Source organism: Halosimplex amylolyticum (genome assembly GCF_051414035.1).
Taxonomy (GTDB): domain Archaea; phylum Halobacteriota; class Halobacteria; order Halobacteriales; family Haloarculaceae; genus Halosimplex; species Halosimplex amylolyticum.
Genome location: NZ_JBLKNW010000005.1, coordinates 257,707 through 281,091, shown reverse-complemented (window position 1 = coordinate 281,091; position 23,385 = coordinate 257,707). Strand labels below are relative to the sequence as shown.

Genomic DNA, 23,385 nt, shown 5'->3' with positions numbered 1-23,385 from the left:
TAACTGAACCGCTTTCTTCGTGAAGCGGGAGATCTTCGACATAGGCATCGGCGATTTCCCGCTTCACTTTCCTAGTTCTGACGGTCGAAGCCAACGCCGTACAGCGATTCACCAGAGCCGTATGTTTTACACTATTTAATGAATTGAGTGAAAGCAAGTCCAAGACAGACTGTTTGATTTCTCTACTGGCCTTGGTGGGACATCTCTCACCTATACTGGCAGAATCAAGGGAACCGACTTATTGGTGGCTCCCTTATACCCCCTGACCATGGCCTCGGAGGAACTTGACTCAGTTGACAAAGGTATCCTGTATCTCTTGCAAGAAGATGCCAGGAATAACACGACGAGCGCCATCGGGGAACAGGTCGGCGTCTCGTCCAGTACGGTCGCCAATCGCATCAACAGGCTCGAAGAGGGTGGCGTTATCACGGGATATCACCCAACGATTGACTACGAGCAAACGGGGATGGGCCATCACTTGCTCGTCATTGCGACGGTTCCAATTGAGGACCAAGAGGAGATTGTTGACGACCTCGTTCGCGTCCCTGGTGTGGTGAGTGTCAGTGAGTTACTAACGAATAACGCAAACCTCTCAATCGAATTGGTTGGGCAAAACAAGCAAGAAATTGAGAAGAGCATCGATGAAATGAGTGCGTTGGACGTCGATATCGAGCGCCTGGATATGCTGAAGCGGATTCGAGCGTTCCCCTACAATCACTTCGGAAAAGAATTCACGAACGAGGATAACACTGGATGATTTCCAGACTCTATTTAAACAACTGTGGCTATTATCAAATACCCGATATGTTTATCCGAAGCGAGAGCATAGTCGTTCCCAATGAGGCAAATTCAGGCTGTCGAGGCGGATAATCCGAGTGTGAGTGAGGCAGTAATAGATGTAGTAGCTGCCCTTGAAGGTATTCCACCTACGGAATTAACGCCGCCACTGTACGACGTAGTTGACCCCGAGGCGCTGGAGATGTTTGCTGAGAAAGTGTCCTTAGGGAAGGTGATGTTCAACTACAACGGTTACGAGGTGAGTGTGCATGCCGATGGGTATGTGGCCGTCGAGGACCACAGTAGATAGCTACCCTCAGCAAGGAACCTACAGCGACCTTTGCAGGCCACTGGATACGTAAGTTCCATGCACTGAGCGTTACGTCTATCACCTATATTGAACATCCAATCTCTTACCGCTCTTTCATATTTATTGATCGCGCGCACGCGAATCTGAACTAATCTACCCTGTATCAACGGGCAGGTCAGGTTGAATTGCGCTTACCGTTCTTTTGGCAAGGGCTTCGGGATCGTGATCCTGGATGGAAAGCGACGCCGCTACGTCTCTAAATGTAGTAGCAGGCGGTGAATCCGGTGCTGAGGTGAGCAGTGGATCACCTGCTTCACTCGCATTCTGGACGTCAACACTCTCTGGAATACTTCCGAGAATTGGCCCATCGAAGTATCGTTCTGCCCGTTCACGAAGACGGTCCATATCCGAATCTGCCGTCACTTTGTTGAACAGGATTCCGGCCGTCTCGGTCCCGTAGGAGGTGGCGTACTCCTGGACCTTCAGCCCGTCCGAGAGCGCGGGGATGGTGGGTTCGAGCACGACCACCACCCGGTCGGCGAGGACGACGGGGAGGACGGCCGCACGGCTGGACAGCGTGGCCGCCGAGTCGAGCAGGATGACGTCCGTGTCGGCGGCGAGCGTGGCGACGACGTCGCGCAACCGACTCGGGTCGGCCGCCTCGAAGTCTGCGAGGTTCGTCCCGCAGGGGACGACCGACATGCCGTGGCGCTCGTAGACGGCGTCGTCGACGGGCGCGCCCCCCTCGACGAGCACGTCGTGGAGCGTCGTCTCCACCGCGGAGAGGTCGGCGTGAAACAGCAGGTTCGCCATCCCCATGTCCGCGTCGACGACCGTCACGTCGTACTCTTCGGCCAGTGCCATCCCCAGCGCGAGCGTACTCGTGGTCTTGCCGGTCCCCCCTTTCCCGCTGGCGACCGCGAACGCCTCGACCATTACGTCGCGGTGGTTCCCCCTCCCGTAAAAACGTTCGTGTCAGCGACAGGACGTCGCGCGTCGGCGCCCATCGGGGCCGGTCGGGGTACGGCTGCGGCCGCGAGTTCGACTGTCTCCGCCGTGACGAGGGCGGTCCGACCTGGTGTGACGATCCGAGTCAACAGCACAGTCTTCTGTGACCGCGCCGAAAGTTATAATCCACCTTCGTCTGTGGGCGTTTCCTGTCCGAATGTGGGCCGATCATCGATGCAATCTAACACAGCAGCGGTAACGACCGACGACCTACTCGAAGCCGTCGCCGACCAGCGGCGGCGTGAGCTGCTGGAACACCTCCACGGGAACCACGTCGAGGTGATCGGTGTCGACCAGTTGGCCGACGAGTTGTACGCGCGACCGGACGGCGCGAGCGCGTTCGCTTCGGACCGCGAGGGAGTAGCGGTTCGACTCCAGCACGTTCACCTGCCGAAGCTGGCCGACATCGGTGCCCTCGCGTTCGACCCCCGGAGCGGGACCGTTCGCTACTGTCGCGACGAGCGCGTCGGGAAGCTCCTCTCGTTCGTCGCCGACGAACTCGAATAGGTCCCGACCGCACTGGTCCGGCCGATCCCGACTCGACCCGCCTCAGTTCCCCTCAGCGACCCTCCGGGCGAGGACCTCGCCGGTCGGCTCGACGCATACCTCGACGCCCGCGTAGGCGAACGACAGCCCGACCGACGATCCCGCGTCGCTCAGGATCGCGTTCACCGCGTCGCCGTCGACGGTGTCCCCCAGCGGCGGGAGCAGCGTCGGTTCGGTGCCGGTCACCGCGGCGACGGCTTCGACTATCGCCGTGCACGGTTCGATACTCCGCTCGGGATCGTGTCGGACGGTCCACTCCCCGTCCGAATGATGGCTGAATTCAGTCATGTGTTCGACGTCATCGAATGGACCCGCGGAGACGACGTCCCGCGCGGGCGGTCGACAGAATCGCTCGGCTATGCACACCGAAGTGAGTCCGACGTAAAGCAGTTTTGTGAATATCTGAGTAACACCGGAGAGTATCGTGCGCCGCCGGAAGGCCGATCGATCGAGAGCGCGGGCGCGGAATCCGTCGACCCGAAAGAGCCTCACTCGCGCTCGCCCTCGAGTTGCCAGGTGAACATCGCCCGGAGGACGACGACGAGGCTGTTGGTCGCGCCGGCGCCCCAGATCGCGGTCTCGTCGCGCGGGTCGGGCGGGCCGTCGCCGTTCTCGAGGAGGACGCTCACCAGCGTCTGCTCCTGGTCGACCGTGAGTAGCCGACCCGCGGGCGTGTCCGACCACACCCAGATGGACTCGAACAGGTCGACGTCGGGCACGCGCTCGCGGAGGCCGTCCTCGACGCTGTCGGACAGGCCGGCGAGTTTGATCGCGACGCCGCGCTCGCTCGCGGCGGCCAGGCGCTCGACCACCTCGTCGGTGATCAGGGCCTCGACGGTCATGAAGACGACCTCCTCGTCGGCGTCGTCGACGAACTCGATCAACCGCTCGGTGACCGTCTCCCGGCCGGTGACCGTCCACACCCCGCGCTGCTTGTCGGCCCGCGACGCCGGTTCGAGGGCGTCGAGCGCGTTCGTCAGTCGCTCGACGCGGTGGCGGTAGTAGCGCTCGAAGTGGCGACCGCTGGTCTCGCCGGAGACCGGCCAGAAGCGCTTGGGCGTCGACTGGCGCTCGTCGACGAGGCCGCGCTCCTGGAGTTCCGAGACGGCGTCGTACACCCGCGTTCTGGGCACGGCGGCCACCTCGCTCACCTCCTGTGCGGTGCCGCCGCCGAGGCTCACCAGCGCCACGAAGGTCCGCGCGGCGTAGGTACTCAACCCGAGTTCCCTGAGTTGTTCGACCGCGACCGACCGGGCCGACTCTGAAACATCGTGAGACATTGTAACACTGCTGATCGTCGTCGCGAACCCTACCCGGGGGTAGGGCGGCACGCGATGACAGCGTGGTTGGGACCCAACTGGTAGCGCGTGCCGTCGAATCCTACGGAACACGGGCATATATTCGTGTTGTGATAATCCGAGTGAAATTGTCGGCCGGGACGGTCCGACCGCGATCGACGAGAGTGGACGGAGTCGTTCGAGCGAGGCGGAAATTGGGCGGTTTCGTCGGCTGTCGCGGTCGATATCGGGGACTTCGCCGGGTCGGACCGCTGAGTGAGGCGGTTCCTTCGTGAGTGTTCAAGGGGAAGGCGTATTCACGTGGGACAGTTACACCTACATCAGTGACCGGGAGACCGGAATCTGAGGTTGGGACCCTATGGACGATATTTCGAACACGGAACAGGCGATCGAATTGTTACAGGGGCTCGGACTGAAGGAGTACGAGGCGAAGGCGTTCGTCGCGCTCACTCGGCTCCCGCAGGCGACGGCCAAGGAGATAAGCGACATCTCGGAGGTGCCGCGCACTCGCGTCTACGACGCGGTCCGGGTGCTGGAGTCGAAGGGGCTCGTCGAGATCCAGCACGCGAACCCCCAGCAGTTCCGCGCCGTCGCGATCGACGAGGCGGCCGAGACGCTGCGCGACGAGTACGAGGCCAAGACGGACACGCTCCGCCGGCGCCTCGAGGAAATCGAGCCCGCCTCGCAAGCGACGGAAGCGGAGTCGACCCACGAAGTGTGGGCGCTGACCGGCCGAACCGCGATCGACAACCGGACGAAACAGCTGCTCGGCGAGGCCGAAGAGGAGGTCGTCCTGATCCTCGGCACCGAGGCCGTGGCCACGGAGTCGCTGCTGGAGGCGGTCTCGGAGGCCAGGGGACGCGGCGCCACGCTCGTCATCGGTACGGTGTCCGAGCCGTTGCGAGACCGGGTCGAGAGCACCGTCTCGGAGGCCGAGGTGTTCGTCTCCGGGCTCGAGTGGCTGCACGGAGCGCTCCCGGACGACGACACGGAGATTACACGCATCCTGCTGGTCGACCGGTCGACGATCCTCGTGAGTACGGCCCACGACAGCGACGGCGCGGACGGCGACGAACAGGCCGTCTTCGGCCGCGGGTTCGACAACGGCCTCGTCACCATCGTCCGCCGGCTGATGGCGACCGGCCTGCTCCCCGTCGAGGACCCCGGGATCAGCTGATCGCGACCGGGCCCGCCCGACTACCGTCTCGCACCGATAGCGACGGGCTCTCGACCGACGGCTCCGCCGGAGCTATCGACTGACGGCCCCGCCGCGCTCGGCGGGCCGACCACCGTTCGTTTCACTATCTGGAATTGCAGGAGTTTCGACGCAGTGATGTTTCAAACGGGAAGGGTATTACAGTGACAGCTTGCGTGTGCAGGCTCGCATGCCACCTGTTGACAGGCGTCACGAATCCGAGCGGGACGAATCACCGAACAGCGGGCGAACACCAACGCGGCGCGGCGTCCTGCGCGCGGCCGGTGCGGGCGTCGCGGGCGTCGCGATCGGGGGCCTCACGGGCACGGTAGCGGCCGCCGACGGCGAACCGCCGTCGCGGCTCCACACCGACGGCAAGTGGGTCAGGAACGCCGAGGGCGAGTCGGTCAGGCTGCGCGGCGTCGCGACGGCGTCGATGGGGTTCTACGAGGTCGACGGCATCCACCCGAAGACGCCGTCGGACGTCGTCGGCTGGGCGAGCGACGCGGACCGCGGCTGGTACCCGAACGTCGTCCGGCTGCCGGTCACCCAGTGGGACGTCGACCAGCTGGGCGTCGACGGCCTCGTCGACGACGTCCTGCGGCCCGTGGTCGACGTGCTCGGCGAGCGGGGAACCTACGCGATGATCGACTATCACCTGATCCACCCGTACACGGAGGCGGCCGCGGACGACGCCGGCTACGACACCAGCCCGGACGAGATCGTCCGGAACTTCTGGGGCGGGGTGGCGCCGGCGTTCGCCGACGACGAGCACGTCCTCTACGAACTGTTCAACGAACCCACCTACCCGGTGTTCTGGGGTGACAACGGCGAGGACGTCGCGGATCCCGAGGCCGCCTGGAAGCTCTGGCGCGAGACGGCCCAGCCGTGGGTCGACATGGTCCGCGAGGAGGCGCCGGAGACCCCCATCGTCGTCGGTTCGCCCCACTGGACCTCGCGGACGAACTTCGCCCCGGAGTACCCCTTCGAAGGGGAGAACCTGGTCTACGCGGCGCACATCTACCCGGACAACGGCCAGCCCGACGAGTTCGACGACCAGTACGGCGCGCCCGCCGAGGACGTGCCGGTGTTCGTGACGGAGTTCGGCTGGGACCCCTTCAGCGACGGCCTCGACCAGGGCACCAACACCGGCTGGGGCCAGCCGTTCCGCGAGTGGGTCCGCTCCTACGAGAACATGGGGTGGGCAGCCTGGTGTTTCGACGACTCGTGGGCGCCGACGATGTTCGACTCGCCCGGCGCCGGCGGGGCCGACGAGTGGACGCTCCGCGGCGGCCCCGAAGAGGAAGGCGACTTCGTCCGCCAGTGGCTCGCCGAGACCTCCGAGGAGCCGATCGCGCGCCAGCGACCCGGCAAGACCGAGGCCACGGAGGGCGACACGATCCAGTTCGAGGCCCACGGGAACGCCGGCGAGGACCGCTGGGTCACCGACCTGGCGTGGGACTTCGGCGACGGGACTACCGGCGAGGGGTGGTGGGTGGAACACACCTTCGACGACCCCGGCCAGTACGACGTCTCGCTCACCGCGACAGACAACGAGGACGAGACGACGACCCACGCCGTCGCGATCACCGTCCGCGAGGTGACCGACAAGGTCGCGACGGCCGACCCGAGCACGACCGAACCGGCCGTCGACGAGACCGTCGAGTTCGAGGCACGCGACTGCTCCGGCGAGGACCGCTGGATCACCGACCTGGCGTGGGACTTCGGCGACGGGACCACCGCCGAGGGATGGTGGACCTCCCACAGCTACGGCTCGGCCGGCACCTACACCGTCGCGCTCACCGCGACCGACGACACCGACCACTCGACCACTCACGAGGTCGAGATCACCGTCGAGTGACGACCGGCGAGACGGCCTCGCGAGCGCGGTCCCGTTCGCCGGCCGCGCAGTGGTCGAACTCGCCGCAGAGCCAGTCGGCGACGACCGTCGCGAGCCGGCGGTGGGCCGCGGGGGTCTCGATCCGCGCGGGACGGTCGCCGCGCTGCCCGGTGTACCAACCCGCCTGGGAGTGGTTCATCCCCGCGATGCGTTCGACGGTCGCGTCGGCCGGCAGATTCCCGCGGCTGTCGGCGAACCGGTCCCGGTCGAGCACCGAATCGCGCGTCCCGAGGACCGCCAGCGCGGGCGTCCCGCGGACCGGTCGGTCGCAGTAAGCGCCGACGAGCAACAGGCCGTCGACGGCCTCGGGGTTCGCCCCGGCGTATCGACACGCCATCGCCCCACCGAGGGAGTGGCCGCCGACGATCCACCGCGTGACGTTCCGTTCGCCCGTGACGACCGCGCCGGCCCGCTCGATCGAGAACACCGCGAGGTTCGCCCGCATCTTCGGGACGACGACGGTCACGTTCGCGCGCTCGGCGATCCGTGCCGCCGTCGGGAGGTACGCGTCGGGCGCGACCCGACCGCCGGGGTAGAACACGATCCCGAGGCGCTCGACCCCCGGGTCGGCGTCCGTGACGACGAATCCCCCGTAGTCCTCGGCCACCGTCACGTTCTCGTTCGCGCGGACCGACTCGCGGACCTCGTCGGGGGCGTGGTGTGCGAAGACGCCGAAGTACGCGTAGAACGCCAGCCCGCCCACGACAGCGAGGACGGCGACCACCGCCGCGATACGGAGCGCGATTTCCCGCGCCGAACGGGCGGCGATCCGTGCACGAACGTCCTCGACGGAAGGGAGGCCCATAACGGAATCATGGCCGCCAGCCCGATCAGTCTACCGGGCCGCCTCGCCGTCGAACGCTTCGAGACCGAGGCCGTCGACGAGCGCGTCCCGTCCGAGCCCCGCGACTAGATCGGCCGCCCGGTCGTACGGCGAGTCGGCGGCTGTGCCCGGCTCCGGTCGGTCGATACCCACGTAGGTAAACACCCCATCGACGAACGCCTCGCGGGCGGTCGCGTTCTCGAACAGACCGTGGAGGTAGGTTCCGAGCGCGCGGTCGGTCGCCGCGCCGGCCGCGTCCTCCGGGAAGGGACGTTCGACGTCGGCGGCCGCGCCGTCGAGGACGCGCGTCTCGCCCATGTGTATCTCGTAGCCCGAGACCGATCCCGTCGCGCCCGCGAGCGGGCCACACCCCTCCATCTGCCGGGTCACCCGCTCGACTCGCTTGTCCGTCGAGAAGCGCGTTTCGACCGGCAAAACCCCGATGCCTTCGAGGGTATCGAGATCCTCTGTGCTCTCGACGCCGGCGTTGGTGATCCGCTCGCCGAGGATCTGGTAGCCGCCGCAGAGGCCGACGACCGGGCCGTCGAACGCCCGCAGTCGCTCGTCGAACCCCGCCTCCCGGAGCGCCCGCAGGTCGTCGACCGTGTTTTTCGTCCCCGGCAGGACGACGGCGTCCGCCCCGCGACCGGTGGCCGCGCCGCGGCCGTTGCCCGCGTCGACGGCGCCGGGATCGGTGAGGTCGGCGTCGAGCGGGAGGTAGACGACGCGGACGCCCTGCTCGCGCGCCAGCGGTTCGAGGTCCGTGAAGTTCGAGATGTGCGGCAGGCGCGGGACGGCGACGGTCACCGCTCGCTCGGGGGCGACCCCGTCGTCGACACCCCGGACCGAGCGCTCGCCCTGCGCGGGGAGGGCGACGCTATCCTCCGCTGGGAGCCCGGGGTCGTCGTGAGGGAGGACGCCCAGGATGGGGACACCGGTCCGCGCTTCGACCTCCTCGATAGCCGGGTCGAGCAGCGACTCGTCGCCGCGGAACTTCGTGAGGACGGCGCCCGCGACCCGCTCACGGACGTCCTCGGGCAGGAGTTCGACCGTCCCGACGAGGCTGGCGAACGCGCCCCCGCGCTCGATGTCGACCACGAGCACGATTGCGGCGTCGGCGAACCGCGCCGTCTCGATATTGGCGAGGTCGCGCTCGCGGAGGTTCGGCTCGGCGATGGACCCCGCCCCCTCTGCGACGATCACCTCGTGGTCGGTCGCGAGGCGCTCGTGGGCGCACCGGGCCGTCTCGCGGGCGCGTTCCCAGTGCTCGTCGTAGTACTCGCCGGCGCCGTAGTGGGCGACCGCCTCGCCGTCGAGGACCAGCTGGGACTCGGCGTCGCCCCGTGGCTTGAGCAGGACGGGATTGTGGTCGGTCGTCGGGGACACGCGCGCGGCGCGCGCCTGAACGTACTGCGACACGCCGATCTCGCCGAAGGCGGAGCCCGTCTCCTCGTCTCCGACGGCGTCGGTGGTTCCGTCGCCGCCCGTCTCCTCCTCAGCGAGATCGGCATCGCTCGCGACGGCGTCGGCCTTCGGCACCGCGCGGGCGTTGTTGCTCATGTTCTGGGCTTTGTACGGCGCCACGTCGACGCCCCGGTCGGCCAGCAGGCGACAGAGGCCGGCGGCGACGGTGCTCTTGCCGACGTGACTGGCCGTTCCGGCGACGAGGATCGTCCGTGCCATCGCGCTCGAACCGAACCTCCGACGCGAGCGTTTAAATAGGAGCGTGGAACCAGCACGCCCCGTCGCCGGTCGACGCTGTCGGACGCTCCCGGCAGGTCACGCTCGCGGTCCCCGCGACCGACGCGGTCGAGCGTCCGACCGGCGACGCCCCGATGGGACGGTCGACCCCCATTCTCTTTGTCCACACCGCCCACCTCAGGATGTGACAGACGACGCTACCGACCCTACCGACCGGTCAGTCGGCGCCCACTACGACGCCCTGGCCGACGACTGGAGCGAGTACGCGCAGGTACCCTGGCGCGCACAGGTGCTCTGGCCGACGCTCGTCGAACTACTCCCCGACCTCGACGGGAAGCGCGTCCTCGACGTGGGCTGTGGCGACGGCTACTACGCGGCGCGACTCGCCGATCGCGGCGCGGACGTCCTCGGCGTCGACGTGAGCGCGGCGATGGTCGAGACGGCGCGGGAGCGCTACGGCGACCGCACCGAGTTCCGCCAGGGAGATATCTCAGCGGGGCTCGGCTTCGTCGACGCCGGGAGCGTCGACCTCGTGTGCTGCCAGCACGTCCTCTCGCACGTCCCCGACCTCGATCCGGTGGCCGCCGAATTCGCGCGAGTGCTCCGACCTGGCGGGACGGCCGTCCTTTCGACGCACCACCCGTTCCACGAGTACCTCGTCGTCCGCGACGAGTCGTACCCCGACACGCGAGCCATCGACGACCTCGACGCCCGCCCGGCGGTCCGCGCCGAGACTCGCCCTCCGACCTACGGCGAGACCGAGCGCTACGAACTCTACTGGGGCGGGACCGTTCCGGCCGAAGACGCCGACGGCGGCGGTACGGGAGACGACGAGATTCCGGCGACTTTCCACCGGCGACCGCTCGACGCGCTCACCGGCCCGCTGTTCGACGCCGGCTTCGCGCTCCGGGACCTCTGCGAGCCCGATCTCATCGAGCGACTGGACGACGACCTGCTGGACGAGGACTCGCCCCTCGCACGCCGGCCGCCGCGGTCGCTCTGCCTCCGGGCCGACCTGTGTGAGTGAGGTATCCGGTCTCGGTCGGTCCCGGAGGCCGCTGACGCCACAGTTACCGTCGGACGCCCACGGCGCGCGCGAGGCCAAACCGACGGGCGCGACGAGCGGTGAGTCCCGATCGGAGAAACGTCTTTGTGTGCCTGCATACAACCGTATGCACATGTCGAAAAGTATCCGCCTCTCCGAGGAGGCCTACGAGCGCCTCGCTGCACACAAAGGCGAGGACGAGACCTTTTCGGAGGTGGTCCTCCGTCTGGCGGGCGAGCGGTCGCTGCTGGAACTCGCCGGCGTCCTGAGCGACGAAGAGGCCGACGCGCTACGGGAGGCCGTCGACGAGCGCCGCGAGCGGCGCACGGACGAACTCGAAGAGACCGCCGATCGGATTCGAGGGGCGTGACGTGTTGCTCGACACGTCGTTTCTCATCGACCTGATGAACGGCGACGACGACGCCGTCCAGAAAGCCCGCGAACTGGAGCGTGATCTCGTCCAGCAGCGCCTCTCGTCGATGACTCTCTTCGAACTGTACTACGGCATCGCCCGAGTGAGCGATTCTGCGTCCGAACGTGAGGAGGTCGAACGTGTTCTCGCCTCGAAACCGATCCAGCCCGCTGATGCCGCCGTGATGCGAAAGGCCGGCCGGCTCTCGGGCGAGCGACAGAACGACGGTACGCCCGTCGGAGACGGCGACGTGATCATCGCTGCGACCGCCGACATCGTCGAGGAACCCGTTCTCACCCGGAACGTCGAGGACTTCGAGCGCCTCGGCGTCGAGATCGAACCCTACTGAACCACTGCGTGCAGCCGGGTCGGCTGGCTCCCCGGCCCGAACTGCCGTCACGGACCCGTCGATCAACGAGTCGATTTCGATGTGCGCCGACCTGCTGGACAGAGCACGGACCGCCCGTTCCCCACCAACTAAGAGTTAGACGCGTGAAACGTCGCCAATGGTTCCCGACGCCCGTCTCGACGGCCCCGCCATCGAGACGACCGACCTGACGAAGCGCTTCGGCGACGTGCTCGCCGTCGACGGCCTGGATCTGTCGATCCCCCCTGGCGACGTGTACGGCTTCCTCGGCCCGAACGGCTCCGGGAAGACGACGACCATGCGCATGCTGACGACGCTGACGCGACCGACCAGCGGTTCGGCCCGGGTGATGGGCATCGACGTGAGCGACCGGCGCGAGCTGATCTCGGTCGTGGGCTACCTCCCCGAGGAGCCGCCGCTGTTCGACGAGCTGACCGCCCGCGAGCAACTGCGCCACGTCGCTGCCCTCCACGACATGCCGCGTGAGCGCGCCCGCGACCGCATCGACCGCTACCTCGACCGCTTCTCGCTCGCGAGCGAGGCCGACCGCCGACTCGAAGGCTTCTCGACCGGGATGCGCAAGAAGGTGGGCCTGATCGCGACGGTGCTCTACGACCCGCCGGTGCTCTTCCTCGACGAACCGACGAGTGGACTCGACCCGCGTGCGGCCCGAACCGTCAAGGACCTCATCGCGGAGTTGTCGGGCGGGGAGACGACCGTGTTCCTCTCGACGCACATCCTCCCGGTCGTCGACGAACTGGCCGACACCGTGGGCGTGCTCCACCGCGGCGACCTCGTCGCCGAGGGACCGCCTGACCGCCTCAAACAGCGCGCCGAGCGCGGCGAAGCGGGATCGCTCGAAGACGTCTTCCTCGAAGTGACGACCGACCACGCCGACGAGGCGAGCGCGAGCGCGTCGGCCGCGAGCGGAGGGGTCGCTGGTGCGCCGGCAGCGAGCGACGGGGACGCGAGCGCGGTCGACGCGACGGAGGCCGGTCCGAACGAGGCGGACTCGCAGCGATGAACCTCGGACACAGCCTCCGGCTGACACGGATCGACGTCCGCCGGATGGTCCGCAAGCGCACCGACCCCGACAACCGACTCACCTCGGTCGTCTCCGTGGGCCTCTACGCCCTGTTGACGCTCGCGCTGTCGGTCGGCGGCGTCTGGGGCGGACGTGCGCTCGGCCGGGCGCTCGCCTCCGGGTCGATCGAGTTCGTCCCGACCGCGACTGCGACCGGCGCGCGAGGGCTCGTCGGCGTCGTCTGGGTCGTGCTCGTCGTCGTCTTCGCCCTCCGCGCGGTCGGCCAGCGCGGCACCCTCACCAACGCCGAGGGCGTCCTGACGATCGTCCCCACCGCCGAAGCGTACCTCGGACTCGTGGCCAGCGAGTCCGTCTACCTGCTCCTCTGGACGCTCCTCCCCGCGACGGGCGCCGGCGTCGGCCTGGCGCTGGGGACCGAGCGGCTCTGGCCCGCGGTCGGCGTCCCGCTCGCGCTCGGGCTCGCCGGTGTCACCGCGGTCACGACCGCCTTCACGCTCGGCCTCGCCGTCCGGCACGTGCTCACCAGCTTCCCCTTCGTGGCGCGCCACAAGACCGGCCTGATCGCCCTCGCCTTCGTCGCCTACATGGCCGCGATCGTCACCGGATCGCTCAACCAGGCCGTCGGCGCGCTGTTCGAGCCGATGGCCGCCTCCCCCGTCGGCTGGTACGCCGACCTCGCGCTCTACGGCCTCCCCGGCGTCGCGTTCGAGTCGACCAGCGCCCTCGCCGTCGCCGGCGTCTCCGCCGTCGCGACCGCGCTCGCCCTCGTCGCGGGCGTCGCCGTCGCGCGGCGACACTGGTTCGCCGACCCCGCCCTCGCCGGCGAGGACGAGTCGGCCGACGAACCGGCGACCCCGGCGGCGACCGGCGCGTCCGTCGCCTCCGAGGACCGCCTCGCCCGCTGGCTCGAAGCCGTCGTCGACCGACCCACCGCGGCGCTGGTCACCCTCGCGTGGCGCCGCGCCGCCCGCGCGCCGCTGAAGCTCATGTACGCCGCGTACCCACTGTTCTTCGGGACCGGCGCGTTCGTCGAGATCATCCAGACCGGGCAGATCCCGGCCTACCTCCCCTACGGACTGCTCGTGTTCGTCGCCTGGGCCGGCGGCGTCGTCTTCACGCTCAACCCGCTCGGCGACCAGGGATCGGTGCTCGCGACGACGCTGTTGAGCGAGGTGACCGGCCACCGCTTCGTCGGCGCGCACGTCCTCGCGGGTCTGGTCGTCGTCGTCCCGCTCGGAACCGTCCTCGTCGCGGTCACCGCCGTCCTGAGTCCGCTCGACGCCGGGGCGGCCGCCATCCTCGTCGGTCTCGCGCCCGTCTCGATGGTCGTCGCCGCCGCCCTCTCGGTCGGCATCGGGATGGCCTTCCCCCGCTTCGAGGCCACGAACGTCACCCGCTCGATGGAGGCCGTCGTCCCCAGCCCGTGGGCGTTCCTCCTCTTCAGCGTCCACGTCGTCCTGACGGCCCTGTCGGCCCTGTTCGTCGGTCTAGAGTTCGCCCGTTCGCTCGGCGCGGATCTGCTCTCGATCCTGGTCCCGTTCGGCCTCACGCTGTCGGCCGGAACCCTCTACGCGATCAGCGCCGTCGCGCTCGTCGTCCTGTTGCTCCTCCCCGCACTCTCCTATCGCTACGCCGTCCGCTCGTTCGACGGGTACACGATCGCGTGAGCGCGGGGGCACCCGGCCGTTGCGCGCGGAGATATCATGGCCCCGGCGCCCGTCCGTGGTAGTATGGCACACAGAGCCGAGGCGGCGACCTTCGAGGCGACCGGCGAACTCGACACGGAGGGGTCGACGGTGCTGGTCGGCCTGCCCGGTCTCGGACTGGTCGGGGTCATCGCCGTCGAACACGTCACCGACGAACTGGGGCTCCCCTATCGGGGCCACTTCGCCTCCGAGAAGTTCCCCCACGTCGCGACCTACGACGAGGGACGGGTCCGCAACTCCGTCCGGGTGTACGCCGACGGGGACCTGACGGCGCTCCAGGCGGACCTGGTGTTCCCGCCGCGCTCGCGGGGCCCGCTCGCGGAGGGCGTCGTCGAACACCTCACCGACGGCTGCGAACAGGTCGTCGTGCCCGTCGGCGCGCCGGCCGAGTGGGTCGACGAGCACGGCCGGGTCACCGCCGTCACCACGACCGACTCGCTCGAACGGACGCTCCGCGAGGCGGGCGTCCCGCCGGCACCGGGCATCGGCGCCATCGGCGGCTCGGCGGGAGCGGTCGTCGACGTGTGCGCTCGTGAGAATATCCCGACGGTCGCGCTCGTCGTCCGGGTCGAACCGTACCGTCCCGACCCCGCGGCCGCGAGCGCGCTCCTCCGGGAGGGAGTCGAGTCGGTCCTCGGCACGGAGTTCGACACGAGCGCGCTCGAAGAGAGCGAGCGAGCGCTCGTCGCCGAGATGGCGGAGATGGCGCGACAGATGCAGCGCATCGAGGCCCAGGAGGGGTTCGAACGACCGCCGCCGGAGGACGACGAGGTGAGCATGTTTCAGTAGCCCCGCCTCAGAACTCGGTTCCCTTCCGGGCGCTGTGACCGGACTCGATGGGGTGAGCCTCCTTGCCGACCTCGGTCACCAGGTCGGCGAGTTCGGTCACGAATTCGGGTCGTTCGTGACCGCCGGTCAGGACGAGTTCCAGGTCGTCGGGCTTCGACTCGACCAGTTCGCGCACCTCGTCGGGGTCGACCAGGCCGCGGTTGCCGGCGTAGCCGATCTCGTCGAGGATCAGCATGTGGACGCCCTCGTCGGCGGGCGAATCGGCGTCGAAGGGGGTCGAGAGGTCGGCCTCGCCGGCCGCCTCGACCAGCTCGCGAGCGCGTTCGAGGCCGCCCTTCGCGCGGGCGGCGTGCTCGTCGTCGTCGGTGCCGTCGTGGAAGCGGTGCCAGCCGTAGTGGCCGCTGTTCTCGTAGGAGAAGCCCGGCAGGGCGTGGATGGCGTTGTACTCGCCGCGGACGTCTTCCACAGTACTCGTGCCGCCCTTCATGAACTGGAGCATGTGGACGCGGTAGCCGTGGCCGGCGGCGCGCAAGCCCATGCCCATCGCGGCGGTCGTCTTGCCCTTGCCGTCGCCCCACCAGACCTGCACGAGGCCGAACTCCTCGGGTGCGGCCGGTTCGATCGCCTGCGGTTCGAGCGGGTCGTCGCCGGCCTGGCCTGCGTCGTCGACGTCGTCTCCTGTCATACGCGGACCGACGACCCCCGGGCCCGTAGCCGCTTCGACACGTCGGGCCGGACTCGCTGGCCCGCGGCCCGTCGACGATCTCACTCAGTCGACGCGTGAGACGGTCGCGTCGCCCGTGGAGACGACGCCGTAGTCGGCCCCCTCGACGGTGTCGGGGATACCATCCCCGCCCTCGCCGCCGTACCGCGCGTCGAGGGTCGCCCGGACGGCGTCACGGACGCAGACCCGCGCCGCCCGCCCAACTGGCGTCGCGCTGCCGGCGAAGGCCTCCGTCTCGCCCGTGGGGTCGCTCCCGACGACCACCGCGTCCGACGTCGTCCCGGTGAATCCCGTCTCGGCTAGCATGGTCGCCGTCTTCGCCTCGACGGCGGTCGAAAGTAGCGTCGCGAGCGCGCCGTCGGCCAGCGCCCGCGTCGTCCCGACCACGAGGTTCACCGTCCCCGCTCGCGGCGAGTCGTCGCCGCGGTCGGAGGCGGCCGCCGGCCCCTCTGTGGCCTCGCCACCCATCGGAAGCACCGCGGGGTTGGACACGCCCGTCGTCGCGACCACCTCGACGCCGTCCAGCCGCGCACGGCGAGCGTGCCGTTGCTCGACGCCGGTCAGCATCGCCGGTCCAGTCGCCTCGAACCCCGCGCGCTCCCGTCGCTCGGCGACGTACTCGGCCAGGTCCGTCCGGTCGAACCCCTCGGGGACGGTGACGTTGTACGCGGCGTCGGCCGTCTCGTATCCCCCCGAAAAACCCGTCGCGAGCCAGCGCGTCCCCGGCCGGCGCGCGCACAGCACGCCCGCCGAAATCTCACTCTCGAACATCCAGCGCCTCCAGCAGTCGGTCGTGTTCCCCGGGGCGCCTGACGGCGACGCGGACGTGTGAGTCCAGCCCGCGGAACGAGCGCGCGTCCCGGAGCGCGATGCCCGCCTCGCGCGCCGTCGCCAGCACCTCCTCGACCCGCTCCGCCGACCCGCAGTCGAGCAGGAGGAACGGGGCGGTCGACTCCTCCAGCGGGGGAGTCGGCCGATACACCTCGAACCGCGAATCCGAATCGAAGGCCGCACGCAGCCGCTCGCGTTCGCTCGCCACCCGCTCGCGCGTCGCCGCGACGAACTCGTCGCGGGCGAGACAGTGCGTTCCCACCGCAGCGGCCGGCCAGCCCAGCCCCCACGTGAGCGACGCCGTCTCGACCCGGTCGCGCAGGTCGCCCGTCGCGACGGCGAAGCCCGCGCGCAGCCCGGGCAGCCCGAACAGTTTCGTCAGCGAGCGCGCGACGACGACGCCGTCCGTGCCCGCCAGCGAGCGGCGGTCGGTGAAGCCCAGGAACGCCTCGTCGACGAGCAGCGGCGTGTCCGCCGCGCGGCAGCGCTCGGCGTACGCCTGGAGTGCGTCCTCCTCGTAGGCGTCGCCCGTCGGATTGTTCGGGTTGCAGACGACCGCGAGCGCGAACTCGCCCGGGTCGCGGTCGAGCATCCCCTCGTGGGAGACCGCGACGGGCTCGCCGCCCTGGAGTTCGATCTCACGGGCGTACTCGCCGAAGCTCGGTGCGGGGACGAGCGCCCGGTCGCCCGGGTCGACGGTGACCGCGACGGCCAGTCGGATCGCGGCGAGGCCGCCCGCGGTCGGGATCACGTCGGCGGCGTCGCAGTCGACGTACTCGGCCGCGGCCACCCGGTACTCGGGGTAGTCCTCGGGCGGGTAGGTGCGCGACTCGTCGAAGGCCGCGGCGTAGGCCTCGCGGGCGCCCGCAGGTACCTCGGGGTTGACGTTCGCGCTGAAGTCCAGCACGTCGGGGTCGTCGCTGCTCCCGTGGGTGACGTCCGTCCCGGCGAGCCGCGCGACGGCCTCCCTGTCCATGGTTCGTGGTCGGCCAGCGCTGGCAAGAATCTGTCTCTCCGGGCCTCGCGTCGGCGGCGACGGCCCGCTCGTCGCGGCTCCCGAGGCTCCCGTCGCCCTCACTCCCAGGTGTAGCCGAACGCCTCGGAGCTGCGGTCGATGTATCGGTTCTCCAGCACCTCGCTGGTCGTCCGGCCGAGGTCGTCCAGCGCCTCGTCGATGTCCGCGCGGTCGGCCCGGTTGAGCCGGTCGTCCCAGGGCTCGGGGAGGTCCTCGGCCAGCGTCGGCGCGAGATACCCCACGTCGCCCGCCGACTCGTTCCAGTAGAAGTCGAGCGCGGCGATCAGTCCCAGTTCGAGTGCGGCCTCGAACTGCTCGTTCGAGAGGTAGGCGTTGTCGGCCCACTCGCGGAAGGCGTCCTCCCAGGCGCCGTCTTCGAGGAACTCCGCGAGCGCCTCGCGCCGGCCCTCCTCGCCGGTCCTCGTCTCCGGTTCCTCGACCGCGTCGTAGTCGCCCGGGTCCTCCGCGGCGTCGAGTCTCGGTGGGTCGGGTACCTCGGGGTCGAATGCCATACCACACCTTCGTCGGTCAGCCCATTGAGGGTTTCCCACGCCCGAACGCCACGTTCGACCGCCGCCGCCGCACGCCGCCGCCCTCACCGCGAGAGGCGCTCGGCGATCTCCGCGTCCTCCCGACGGTTGACGTTGACCGCGAGTCTGGCGTCGTCGCGGACGACGGTCTCGTCGGGGCCGTCGCCGACGACGTTGACCCCCGTCGGCGCGACTTCCTCGCCCTCGTGGACGAACCGCACGTCGACGCTCACCCCGAGCGCGCTCTTGAGAAACGTCGGCACCGCGACGGTCAGCGACCCGCTCTCGTGGGCGTCGAGAGCCTCGTCGACGGCCTCGCCGTCGAGCAGCGGCAGGTCCGCGGCGACCGTCAGCACCGGCTCGTCGATCCGCTGGTCCGCGAGCGCGGCCTGCAGGTCGGCGACGTACCCCTCGCCCGCCGTCTCGACGGTCGGGCAGTCGACGCGAGCCGCCGTCTCCGGCGCGTGCGGGGAGACGACGGCGTACACGCGGTCGATCCGACTCGCTTCGAGCGCCGCGATAACCCGGTCGACCATCGGCTCGCCGTCGACCCGGAACAGCGGCTTCTCGACGTCGGCGTCGAGCCGCGTACCCTGCCCGCCGCACATCACCAGGGCGTCCACTGGGTCACCTCCCCGAGTCCGACCGGCGCGGCGACGTCCGCGTGCCAGGCGACGAGTCCAGCGTGGAGCGCGGCGACGCGCGCGAGTTCGTTCGCGGCGCCGACCACGTCGCCGGTCACGCCGCCGAGGCGCGCGCGGGCCCACCACAGCAGTCCGAACCCGACCGCAAGGGCACTCGCGAGCGCTCCCGCGGCAGCGAGCGACGGCAGCGTCAGCGCGGCGGCGGGGACGGCGATCGCGAGCGGGACGAGGAGACCGCGCGGCCGCGTCTCGTCGGCGACCGCCGCGCCGAAGCCGTCGTGGGCGGCCGAGCCGAGCGCGACCAGCGTCGCCATCGCGAGTTTCGCGGCGACCTCCGCGGCGACGACGAGCCCCGCGGCCGCGGCGAGCGGCAGCGCGGCGAGTCCGACCGCGCCCAGCGCCAGTCCCGCGACCACGACGGCGACGGCGAGCGTCCCGCCGACGCCGAGGACGGTGTCGCCCATCACCTCGCGCCGGCGCTCGGCGTCGCCGTGGACGACCGCCGCGTCGCCGAGGTCGGCGACGCCGTCGAAGTGGTTGATCCCCGTCAGCGCGACGACCGCGAGGACGTACGCGAGCGCGACCGTCACCGCCGGCGCCGGGAGCGCGAGCGCGCCGACGACCGGGACGGCCACCAGCGCGCCGAGGACGTACCCCGCCACCGTCAGTGTCCACGGCGACGTCCGGAACGCCTCCCAGGCGCGCTCGTCCCGGCCGACCGGGAGCCGCGAGAGGAAGCCCAGTGCGCCGCGGATCGCCGTCGGCGCGTCCCTCAGCCCCACGTCACCACCCCCGCAACGAGATACGCGAGGCCGCCCGCGACGCCCACGCGGCGAACCGCCCGCTCGGCGTCCGCGACCGTCGGCAACGCCGGGCCGCCGTCGAGTTCGTAGACGCCGGGCTTGACGAGACGGACGCCGAGCGCCGCGGCGACGGTCCCCATCGGCCACCCCGAGTTCGGCGAGGGGACCGCTCCCAGCCAGCGGCGCGCGTTCGCGAGCGACCGCGGCGCCAGGAACGTCGCGGCGATCAGGACCGCGCTCGCCCGCGCGGGCACCCACATCACCGCGTCGTCGAGCCGCGCCGGCGCCCAGCCGACGGGCTTCGAGCGGTAGCCCAGCATCGAGTCCATCGTGTTGACCGCCTTCACCCAGGCCGCGCCGGCCGCGCCCAGTGCCAGTCCCAGGACGGCGGGATCGACACCCGGGGCGACGGCAGGCCCCGCGTGCGCGCCGATGACAGCGAGGACCGCGAAGGCGCCGAGCGGGGCGACCAGCCCGTCGGCGAGATTCTCCGCGACGCTCTCGACGACGGCGCTGCGCACCTCGCCCGGCGAGAGCGTCGACGCGTCCCGGCCGGCGAGCGCCCGCAGCTGCTCCCGGGCCGCGTCGAGGTCGGCCTCGCTCGCGGCAGTCACGTCGCGGGCGACGCCGAGCAGTCGCCGGAGGCTCGTCGCGACGAACAGCGCGAGCGCGCCGACGATGGCGCCCGCGAGCAGTCGCTGGAGGCCCGCCGCCAGGACGAGCGCGCCGACGGTCAGCGCCGCGCCGAGCGGGAGCGTCGCGCTCGCGAGCGCGCCGACGATGCGGGGGCGCGACCACGAGCGGTCGAGCGGTACGACCAGCCGGCCGAACCAGGCGACCGGGTGGAGCCGCGTCGGCGGCTCGCCCGCGACGGCGTCGAGCAACAGGGCGAGCCCGACCGCGGCGGTCGTCACCGGGATCGTATCGCCTCCAGCTCGGCCGGCACGTCGTGGAGCGGGACCTCCGAGAGGAGTATCGGCGTCGCGCCGGCCTCGGTCGCGGCGCCGTCGGTCGCCGGATCGTCGCCGACGTGGACCAGCCGCTCGGTCGGCGCGTCCAGCGCCGCGGCGACCGCCTCGAACGCCCGCGGGTCGGGCTTGCGCCAGCCCGAGTCCACGCTGGCGACGATCGCGTCGAACCGCTCCGGGTCGATCGTCGACCGGTCGAGCGCCCGCTCGACCAGTCCAGTGACGCTACAGTTCGAAAGCACACCCACCGTTCCGTGAGTGGCGGCCGCCTCCACGGCCGCCTCGGCACCCTCGCGCGTCGCCACGGGCCCGTCGAACGCGGCGCGAACGGCCGCGCGGACGACGGCCCCGTCGGCGTCGACGTCCCGGCTCGCCAGCGCACCGACCACGTGGTCGGACAGCGGCGTCTCCCGCCCGGGGTCGACGGCGACGTGGGGCTCGCGATAGGCTCGCGCCCAGTCGTCCGGGACTGCGACCCCGCGCTCGCGGAGTTCGCGACCGACCGCTTCCGCCGGGTCGTCGGGCCGCTCGACGGCGACGAGCGTGCCGAACAGGTCAAACGATACCACCACGGCCGCTCCATCGCTACGGGACCCCTTCAACGATACGGACTGTTCATTCGATTTAGGGGCCGGAATCCGGTCGCTCGCGGTCGTCACTACGGTCATCGAATCGCGCCCTCGATAAATATGGATCGCGTGGGCCGGATAGCCCCGGGTCACATGGGGTGGGGCCGCGCGCTCGGCTTCGGGCAGGCCTGAGTCGTCGCGGAGGCGCAAGGGCGGCCGTCGTCAGCGGTCCGCACCGTCCGCGTCCATCCACTTGGCCCGTCGGACGTCGTACTTCCCACAGGCCGGACAGGTGTGATACTGCACGTCGAACTGCGCCTCGCAGTTGACGCAGATGTACGGGCGCACCTCCGAGTGCGACAACCCTGAAGCGCGTTTGGCCCGTTCCAAGACGCCCATCGTGACCATCTGATCACAAGGCCGCACCCACTAAAAAGAGCGAGGATAGTTTACACCCCGCGAAAACGGTCGCCTCGAACGCCGTCGGCGCGCTGTCGCCCGTTTTCCGCTCCGGCCGTCCGCGGGCGTCCCGCGCCGTCGCCGTCCGGGAGTCTGTCGGGCCCGACCCGCCGTCACTCCCCGGTGCGGTCCCGTCCTTCGTCCTCGGTCTGGTCCTGTCCCTCGTCTCCAGTCTCGTCCCGTCCCTCGCCCTCGGTGACGGGGACGCGCGTCGGCCCCTCGTCGCTCCCGCCGGGTGAGCGCCGGCCGCTCCCGCCGGGAGAGCGTCGGTCGCCGTCGCCGCCGACGGGGATCCGGTCGCGGACCTCGTTGGCCAGCGACTCGACGCGGTGGCGCATCGTCGACGCTTCCTCCTCGAAGCGCTCGACGTTCCGGTCGACGCGGTAGACCCGATCCCGGGGGATCTGTTTCATCAGGTCGTTGCCCTCGTCGTCCGAACCCGAGCGGAGCATCCAGTGGTCGCGCGCGTACACGACCTCCTCGTTGTCGACCGTGACCTCGGTCGTCCCGTCGTCGGGGTCCTCGTAGACGATCGTCGCCTGGCCGAGTTCGATCTCGTCCATACCACTGGTTCGAGTCCCAGCGGTTTACGCTCGGTGGCGACCCCGGTCAGCGCCCCACCGGCTCAGCCTCTCATCGCGGCCGTCGACCGCTCACACGCCGCCGCCGACCGCGACACCGCCGACGCTCGACTGGGTTGTCCGCGTCGCGGTCGGTTCGCCGGTCGCCGTCCGCTCGGACTCGGTCCCGTTCGGTGCGATCGGTTCCGCGCCCGCGTCGTTGTCTGTCGTCGCGGTCTCGTCGTCGCCGGCCTCGGTCACGGCACCGCCCGGTTCCCCGCAACCCGCACAGACCACCAGCGCCGCCAGCGCGAGGACGCCGAAGACCGTTCGCAGTCGTGGTGTCATCGCTCCCACTACGGAGAGGACTTGATTGGCGTCCCGGCGCGCACTCGCAAGGCCGACGTACGGCGCTCTATCGCCGGCCCGCGGCTTTTCCGCCCGGAACGCCAATTCGAACCGTGTCCCCTCGTACGCCCGAAGAGATATTCGAGCGGTCGGTCGAGGAGGGCGAGCGCCGCCTCGACCAGCCGATACTGGAACTCGTCTCGACGAGCTTCATCGCCGGGTTCACGATCGTCTTCGGCGTCGTCGCGCTCGGCATCGTCGAGGCCTTCGTCGAGCCGACGCTCGGCCACGTCGCGAAGGTCGCCGGTGCGCTCGCGTTCGGCGTCGGCCTCGTCTTCCTGGTCGCCGGCCGGACCGAACTGTTCAACGAGAACTTCGCCGATCCGACCGCGGCCGCAGTCGCGCGCTCCGGGTTCTCCGCCGTTCCCGCGCTAGTTCGCCTGTGGGTCGTCACGTTCGCCGTCAACGTCGTCGGCGGCAGCCTCTTCGCACTCGTCTTCGCGGTCGAGGGAGCGATCCCGCCGGAGTCGACCGAGATCCTGCGCACCATCGCCGAAGACATGGCGAGCCGCACGCCGATGGCCTGGTTCGCCCGCGGCATCGCTGGCGGGGCGCTTGTGAGCCTGCTCTCCTTCCTCATCGTCGCCGTACGAGGCGACGGCAGCAAACTCTCCCTGACGTACGCGGTCGGCTTCATGCTGGCGCTCGGCCCCTTCGACCACGTCGTCGTCTCCCTCATCCACGTCGTCCTCGGGATCTATCTCGGCGCGCCGATCGAAGTGGGCTCGCTGGGCGCGATGACGGCCGTCGTCACCGCCGGCAACGTCGTCGGCGGGCTCGGCCTCGTCACGCTCACTCACGTCACGCAGGGGAGGGGCGCCGAGAAGTCCAAGGAGTGACCCCCATCGGCGTGGCCCGAGTGTCGAGGGCGTCGCTCCGCGTCGTAGTTGAACGGGAAGCCATCTCCGCCCTCCCCGATTCGACAAGATGCCAGACGGTCCCGCTCGCTCCG

Annotated in this window: 28 protein-coding genes; 12 read left to right on the top strand and 16 right to left on the bottom strand. The window is 69.9% G+C overall.

The window, feature by feature from the left end:
* The first annotated feature begins 268 nt into the window (after positions 1-268).
* On the top strand, positions 269-757 hold the full coding sequence (locus ACMGFE_RS19695; RefSeq protein WP_436926971.1) for an Lrp/AsnC family transcriptional regulator: 489 nt from the start codon (positions 269-271) through the stop codon (positions 755-757).
* 81 nt (positions 758-838) lie between these two features.
* Entirely contained in the window at positions 839-1,087 is a 249-nt protein-coding gene (locus tag ACMGFE_RS19690) for a HalOD1 output domain-containing protein (protein WP_436926970.1), read from the top strand.
* Positions 1,088-1,240: 153 nt separating this feature from the next.
* Here the strand turns inward: ACMGFE_RS19690 and ACMGFE_RS19685 are convergent, their stop codons facing one another.
* Positions 1,241-2,023, bottom strand: a complete 783-nt coding sequence (locus tag ACMGFE_RS19685; RefSeq protein WP_436926969.1) for a nucleotide-binding protein — start codon at positions 2,021-2,023, stop codon at positions 1,241-1,243.
* Positions 2,024-2,269: 246 nt separating this feature from the next.
* On the opposite strand from ACMGFE_RS19685, the gene ACMGFE_RS19680 reads away from it, so the two are divergent.
* Positions 2,270-2,602, top strand: coding sequence for a DUF7344 domain-containing protein (locus ACMGFE_RS19680; protein ID WP_436926968.1), 333 nt, complete (start codon positions 2,270-2,272; stop codon positions 2,600-2,602).
* 42 nt (positions 2,603-2,644) lie between these two features.
* Here the strand turns inward: ACMGFE_RS19680 and ACMGFE_RS19675 are convergent, their stop codons facing one another.
* Together ACMGFE_RS19675 and ACMGFE_RS19670 are read right to left on the bottom strand one after the other, a co-directional pair.
* A complete protein-coding gene (locus ACMGFE_RS19675) occupies positions 2,645-2,929 on the bottom strand; it encodes a HalOD1 output domain-containing protein (RefSeq protein ID WP_436926967.1) in 285 nt (94 codons plus the stop codon).
* A 200-nt stretch (positions 2,930-3,129) separates the two neighbouring features.
* A complete protein-coding gene (locus ACMGFE_RS19670) occupies positions 3,130-3,921 on the bottom strand; it encodes a TrmB family transcriptional regulator (RefSeq protein ID WP_436926966.1) in 792 nt (263 codons plus the stop codon).
* A 376-nt stretch (positions 3,922-4,297) separates the two neighbouring features.
* Between ACMGFE_RS19670 and ACMGFE_RS19665 the strand changes: the two genes are divergently transcribed.
* Both ACMGFE_RS19665 and ACMGFE_RS19660 read left to right on the top strand, forming a co-directional pair.
* Positions 4,298-5,116, top strand: coding sequence for a TrmB family transcriptional regulator (locus tag ACMGFE_RS19665; protein WP_436926964.1), 819 nt, complete (start codon positions 4,298-4,300; stop codon positions 5,114-5,116).
* Positions 5,117-5,324: 208 nt separating this feature from the next.
* Positions 5,325-6,995, top strand: coding sequence for a PKD domain-containing protein (locus tag ACMGFE_RS19660; RefSeq protein ID WP_436926963.1), 1,671 nt, complete (start codon positions 5,325-5,327; stop codon positions 6,993-6,995).
* Here ACMGFE_RS19660 and ACMGFE_RS19655 read toward each other — a convergent pair.
* Positions 6,982-7,839 (bottom strand): alpha/beta hydrolase, encoded by an 858-nt coding sequence (locus ACMGFE_RS19655; RefSeq protein ID WP_436926962.1) that lies wholly within the window; start codon positions 7,837-7,839, stop codon positions 6,982-6,984. The two genes, ACMGFE_RS19660 and ACMGFE_RS19655, sit on opposite strands and share 14 nt — an antisense overlap.
* Before the next feature lie 30 nt (positions 7,840-7,869).
* A complete protein-coding gene (locus ACMGFE_RS19650) occupies positions 7,870-9,540 on the bottom strand; it encodes a cobyric acid synthase (RefSeq protein ID WP_436926961.1) in 1,671 nt (556 codons plus the stop codon).
* A gap of 202 nt (positions 9,541-9,742) precedes the next feature.
* Between ACMGFE_RS19650 and ACMGFE_RS19645 the strand changes: the two genes are divergently transcribed.
* The 6 genes from ACMGFE_RS19645 (at position 9,743) to ACMGFE_RS19620 (ending at position 14,922) form a co-directional block, all read left to right on the top strand.
* Positions 9,743-10,585 (top strand): class I SAM-dependent methyltransferase, encoded by an 843-nt coding sequence (locus ACMGFE_RS19645; RefSeq protein ID WP_436926960.1) that lies wholly within the window; start codon positions 9,743-9,745, stop codon positions 10,583-10,585.
* Positions 10,586-10,736: 151 nt separating this feature from the next.
* On the top strand, positions 10,737-10,973 hold the full coding sequence (locus ACMGFE_RS19640; RefSeq protein WP_436926959.1) for an antitoxin VapB family protein: 237 nt from the start codon (positions 10,737-10,739) through the stop codon (positions 10,971-10,973).
* A 1-nt stretch (position 10,974) separates the two neighbouring features.
* Complete coding sequence (locus ACMGFE_RS19635) at positions 10,975-11,364, top strand: type II toxin-antitoxin system VapC family toxin (RefSeq protein ID WP_436926958.1); 390 nt, start codon at positions 10,975-10,977, stop codon at positions 11,362-11,364.
* Between the two features lie 157 nt (positions 11,365-11,521).
* Positions 11,522-12,406, top strand: coding sequence for an ABC transporter ATP-binding protein (locus tag ACMGFE_RS19630; protein ID WP_436926957.1), 885 nt, complete (start codon positions 11,522-11,524; stop codon positions 12,404-12,406).
* A complete protein-coding gene (locus ACMGFE_RS19625; protein ID WP_436926956.1) occupies positions 12,403-14,094 on the top strand; it encodes a hypothetical protein in 1,692 nt (563 codons plus the stop codon). The genes ACMGFE_RS19630 and ACMGFE_RS19625 overlap by 4 nt, the downstream gene beginning before the upstream one ends.
* Before the next feature lie 63 nt (positions 14,095-14,157).
* Entirely contained in the window at positions 14,158-14,922 is a 765-nt protein-coding gene (locus tag ACMGFE_RS19620; RefSeq protein WP_436926955.1) for a proteasome assembly chaperone family protein, read from the top strand.
* 7 nt (positions 14,923-14,929) lie between these two features.
* Here ACMGFE_RS19620 and ACMGFE_RS19615 read toward each other — a convergent pair whose 3' ends face one another.
* From ACMGFE_RS19615 to ACMGFE_RS19565, 11 genes are all read right to left on the bottom strand, one after another.
* On the bottom strand, positions 14,930-15,607 hold the full coding sequence (locus ACMGFE_RS19615) for a cob(I)yrinic acid a,c-diamide adenosyltransferase (RefSeq protein WP_436926954.1): 678 nt from the start codon (positions 15,605-15,607) through the stop codon (positions 14,930-14,932).
* Positions 15,608-15,691: 84 nt separating this feature from the next.
* Positions 15,692-16,417 carry an adenosylcobinamide amidohydrolase gene (locus ACMGFE_RS19610; protein WP_436926953.1) on the bottom strand — a complete coding sequence of 242 codons (726 nt, stop codon included), beginning with the start codon at positions 16,415-16,417 and terminating at the stop codon, positions 15,692-15,694.
* On the bottom strand, positions 16,404-17,453 hold the full coding sequence (locus ACMGFE_RS19605; RefSeq protein ID WP_436926952.1) for a threonine-phosphate decarboxylase: 1,050 nt from the start codon (positions 17,451-17,453) through the stop codon (positions 16,404-16,406). Before ACMGFE_RS19605 ends, ACMGFE_RS19610 begins: the two co-directional genes overlap by 14 nt.
* A gap of 98 nt (positions 17,454-17,551) precedes the next feature.
* Complete coding sequence (locus ACMGFE_RS19600; protein WP_436926951.1) at positions 17,552-18,004, bottom strand: DUF7992 family protein; 453 nt, start codon at positions 18,002-18,004, stop codon at positions 17,552-17,554.
* Positions 18,005-18,087: 83 nt separating this feature from the next.
* Positions 18,088-18,630 carry an NTP transferase domain-containing protein gene (locus ACMGFE_RS19595; protein ID WP_436926978.1) on the bottom strand — a complete coding sequence of 181 codons (543 nt, stop codon included), beginning with the start codon at positions 18,628-18,630 and terminating at the stop codon, positions 18,088-18,090.
* The gene (cobS, locus tag ACMGFE_RS19590; protein WP_436926950.1) at positions 18,630-19,448 is read right to left on the bottom strand and encodes an adenosylcobinamide-GDP ribazoletransferase; all 819 of its coding nucleotides are present in this window, start codon (positions 19,446-19,448) and stop codon (positions 18,630-18,632) included. Before cobS ends, ACMGFE_RS19595 begins: the two co-directional genes overlap by 1 nt.
* Positions 19,439-20,383: an adenosylcobinamide-phosphate synthase CbiB gene (gene cbiB / locus ACMGFE_RS19585; protein ID WP_436926949.1), complete on the bottom strand. Its 945-nt coding sequence runs from the start codon at positions 20,381-20,383 to the stop codon at positions 19,439-19,441. The genes cobS and cbiB overlap by 10 nt, the downstream gene beginning before the upstream one ends.
* Positions 20,380-21,009, bottom strand: coding sequence for an HAD family hydrolase (locus ACMGFE_RS19580; RefSeq protein ID WP_436926948.1), 630 nt, complete (start codon positions 21,007-21,009; stop codon positions 20,380-20,382). The genes cbiB and ACMGFE_RS19580 overlap by 4 nt, the downstream gene beginning before the upstream one ends.
* A 219-nt stretch (positions 21,010-21,228) precedes the next feature.
* Complete coding sequence (locus ACMGFE_RS19575; RefSeq protein ID WP_436926947.1) at positions 21,229-21,414, bottom strand: hypothetical protein; 186 nt, start codon at positions 21,412-21,414, stop codon at positions 21,229-21,231.
* Between the two features lie 164 nt (positions 21,415-21,578).
* On the bottom strand, positions 21,579-22,028 hold the full coding sequence (locus tag ACMGFE_RS19570) for a hypothetical protein (RefSeq protein ID WP_436926946.1): 450 nt from the start codon (positions 22,026-22,028) through the stop codon (positions 21,579-21,581).
* 90 nt (positions 22,029-22,118) lie between these two features.
* Positions 22,119-22,373, bottom strand: coding sequence for a hypothetical protein (locus ACMGFE_RS19565; RefSeq protein WP_436926945.1), 255 nt, complete (start codon positions 22,371-22,373; stop codon positions 22,119-22,121).
* Positions 22,374-22,486: 113 nt separating this feature from the next.
* On the opposite strand from ACMGFE_RS19565, the gene ACMGFE_RS19560 reads away from it, so the two are divergent.
* Positions 22,487-23,272, top strand: coding sequence for a formate/nitrite transporter family protein (locus ACMGFE_RS19560; RefSeq protein WP_436926944.1), 786 nt, complete (start codon positions 22,487-22,489; stop codon positions 23,270-23,272).
* Positions 23,273-23,385 lie beyond the last annotated feature (113 nt).

Bases quoted from the DNA above. Each gene is read 5' to 3' on its own strand.
- ACMGFE_RS19670 (WP_436926966.1), bottom strand. From the start codon at position 3,921: ATGTCTCACGATGTTTCAGAGTCGGCCCGGTCGGTCGCGGTCGAACAA.
- ACMGFE_RS19640 (WP_436926959.1), top strand. From the start codon at position 10,737: ATGTCGAAAAGTATCCGCCTCTCCGAGGAGGCCTACGAGCGCCTCGCT.
- ACMGFE_RS19565 (WP_436926945.1), bottom strand. From the start codon at position 22,373: ATGACACCACGACTGCGAACGGTCTTCGGCGTCCTCGCGCTGGCGGCG.
- ACMGFE_RS19605 (WP_436926952.1), bottom strand. From the start codon at position 17,453: ATGGACAGGGAGGCCGTCGCGCGGCTCGCCGGGACGGACGTCACCCAC.
- ACMGFE_RS19620 (WP_436926955.1), top strand. From the start codon at position 14,158: ATGGCACACAGAGCCGAGGCGGCGACCTTCGAGGCGACCGGCGAACTC.
- ACMGFE_RS19655 (WP_436926962.1), bottom strand. From the start codon at position 7,839: ATGGGCCTCCCTTCCGTCGAGGACGTTCGTGCACGGATCGCCGCCCGT.
- ACMGFE_RS19615 (WP_436926954.1), bottom strand. From the start codon at position 15,607: ATGACAGGAGACGACGTCGACGACGCAGGCCAGGCCGGCGACGACCCG.
- ACMGFE_RS19680 (WP_436926968.1), top strand. From the start codon at position 2,270: ATGCAATCTAACACAGCAGCGGTAACGACCGACGACCTACTCGAAGCC.
- ACMGFE_RS19675 (WP_436926967.1), bottom strand. From the start codon at position 2,929: ATGACTGAATTCAGCCATCATTCGGACGGGGAGTGGACCGTCCGACAC.
- ACMGFE_RS19600 (WP_436926951.1), bottom strand. From the start codon at position 18,004: ATGGCATTCGACCCCGAGGTACCCGACCCACCGAGACTCGACGCCGCG.
- ACMGFE_RS19685 (WP_436926969.1), bottom strand. From the start codon at position 2,023: ATGGTCGAGGCGTTCGCGGTCGCCAGCGGGAAAGGGGGGACCGGCAAG.
- ACMGFE_RS19695 (WP_436926971.1), top strand. From the start codon at position 269: ATGGCCTCGGAGGAACTTGACTCAGTTGACAAAGGTATCCTGTATCTC.
- ACMGFE_RS19650 (WP_436926961.1), bottom strand. From the start codon at position 9,540: ATGGCACGGACGATCCTCGTCGCCGGAACGGCCAGTCACGTCGGCAAG.
- ACMGFE_RS19690 (WP_436926970.1), top strand. From the start codon at position 839: ATGAGGCAAATTCAGGCTGTCGAGGCGGATAATCCGAGTGTGAGTGAG.
- ACMGFE_RS19610 (WP_436926953.1), bottom strand. From the start codon at position 16,417: ATGTTCGAGAGTGAGATTTCGGCGGGCGTGCTGTGCGCGCGCCGGCCG.
- ACMGFE_RS19630 (WP_436926957.1), top strand. From the start codon at position 11,522: ATGGTTCCCGACGCCCGTCTCGACGGCCCCGCCATCGAGACGACCGAC.
- ACMGFE_RS19665 (WP_436926964.1), top strand. From the start codon at position 4,298: ATGGACGATATTTCGAACACGGAACAGGCGATCGAATTGTTACAGGGG.
- ACMGFE_RS19570 (WP_436926946.1), bottom strand. From the start codon at position 22,028: ATGGACGAGATCGAACTCGGCCAGGCGACGATCGTCTACGAGGACCCC.
- ACMGFE_RS19625 (WP_436926956.1), top strand. From the start codon at position 12,403: ATGAACCTCGGACACAGCCTCCGGCTGACACGGATCGACGTCCGCCGG.
- ACMGFE_RS19595 (WP_436926978.1), bottom strand. From the start codon at position 18,630: ATGTGCGGCGGGCAGGGTACGCGGCTCGACGCCGACGTCGAGAAGCCG.
- ACMGFE_RS19575 (WP_436926947.1), bottom strand. From the start codon at position 21,414: ATGGTCACGATGGGCGTCTTGGAACGGGCCAAACGCGCTTCAGGGTTG.
- ACMGFE_RS19660 (WP_436926963.1), top strand. From the start codon at position 5,325: ATGCCACCTGTTGACAGGCGTCACGAATCCGAGCGGGACGAATCACCG.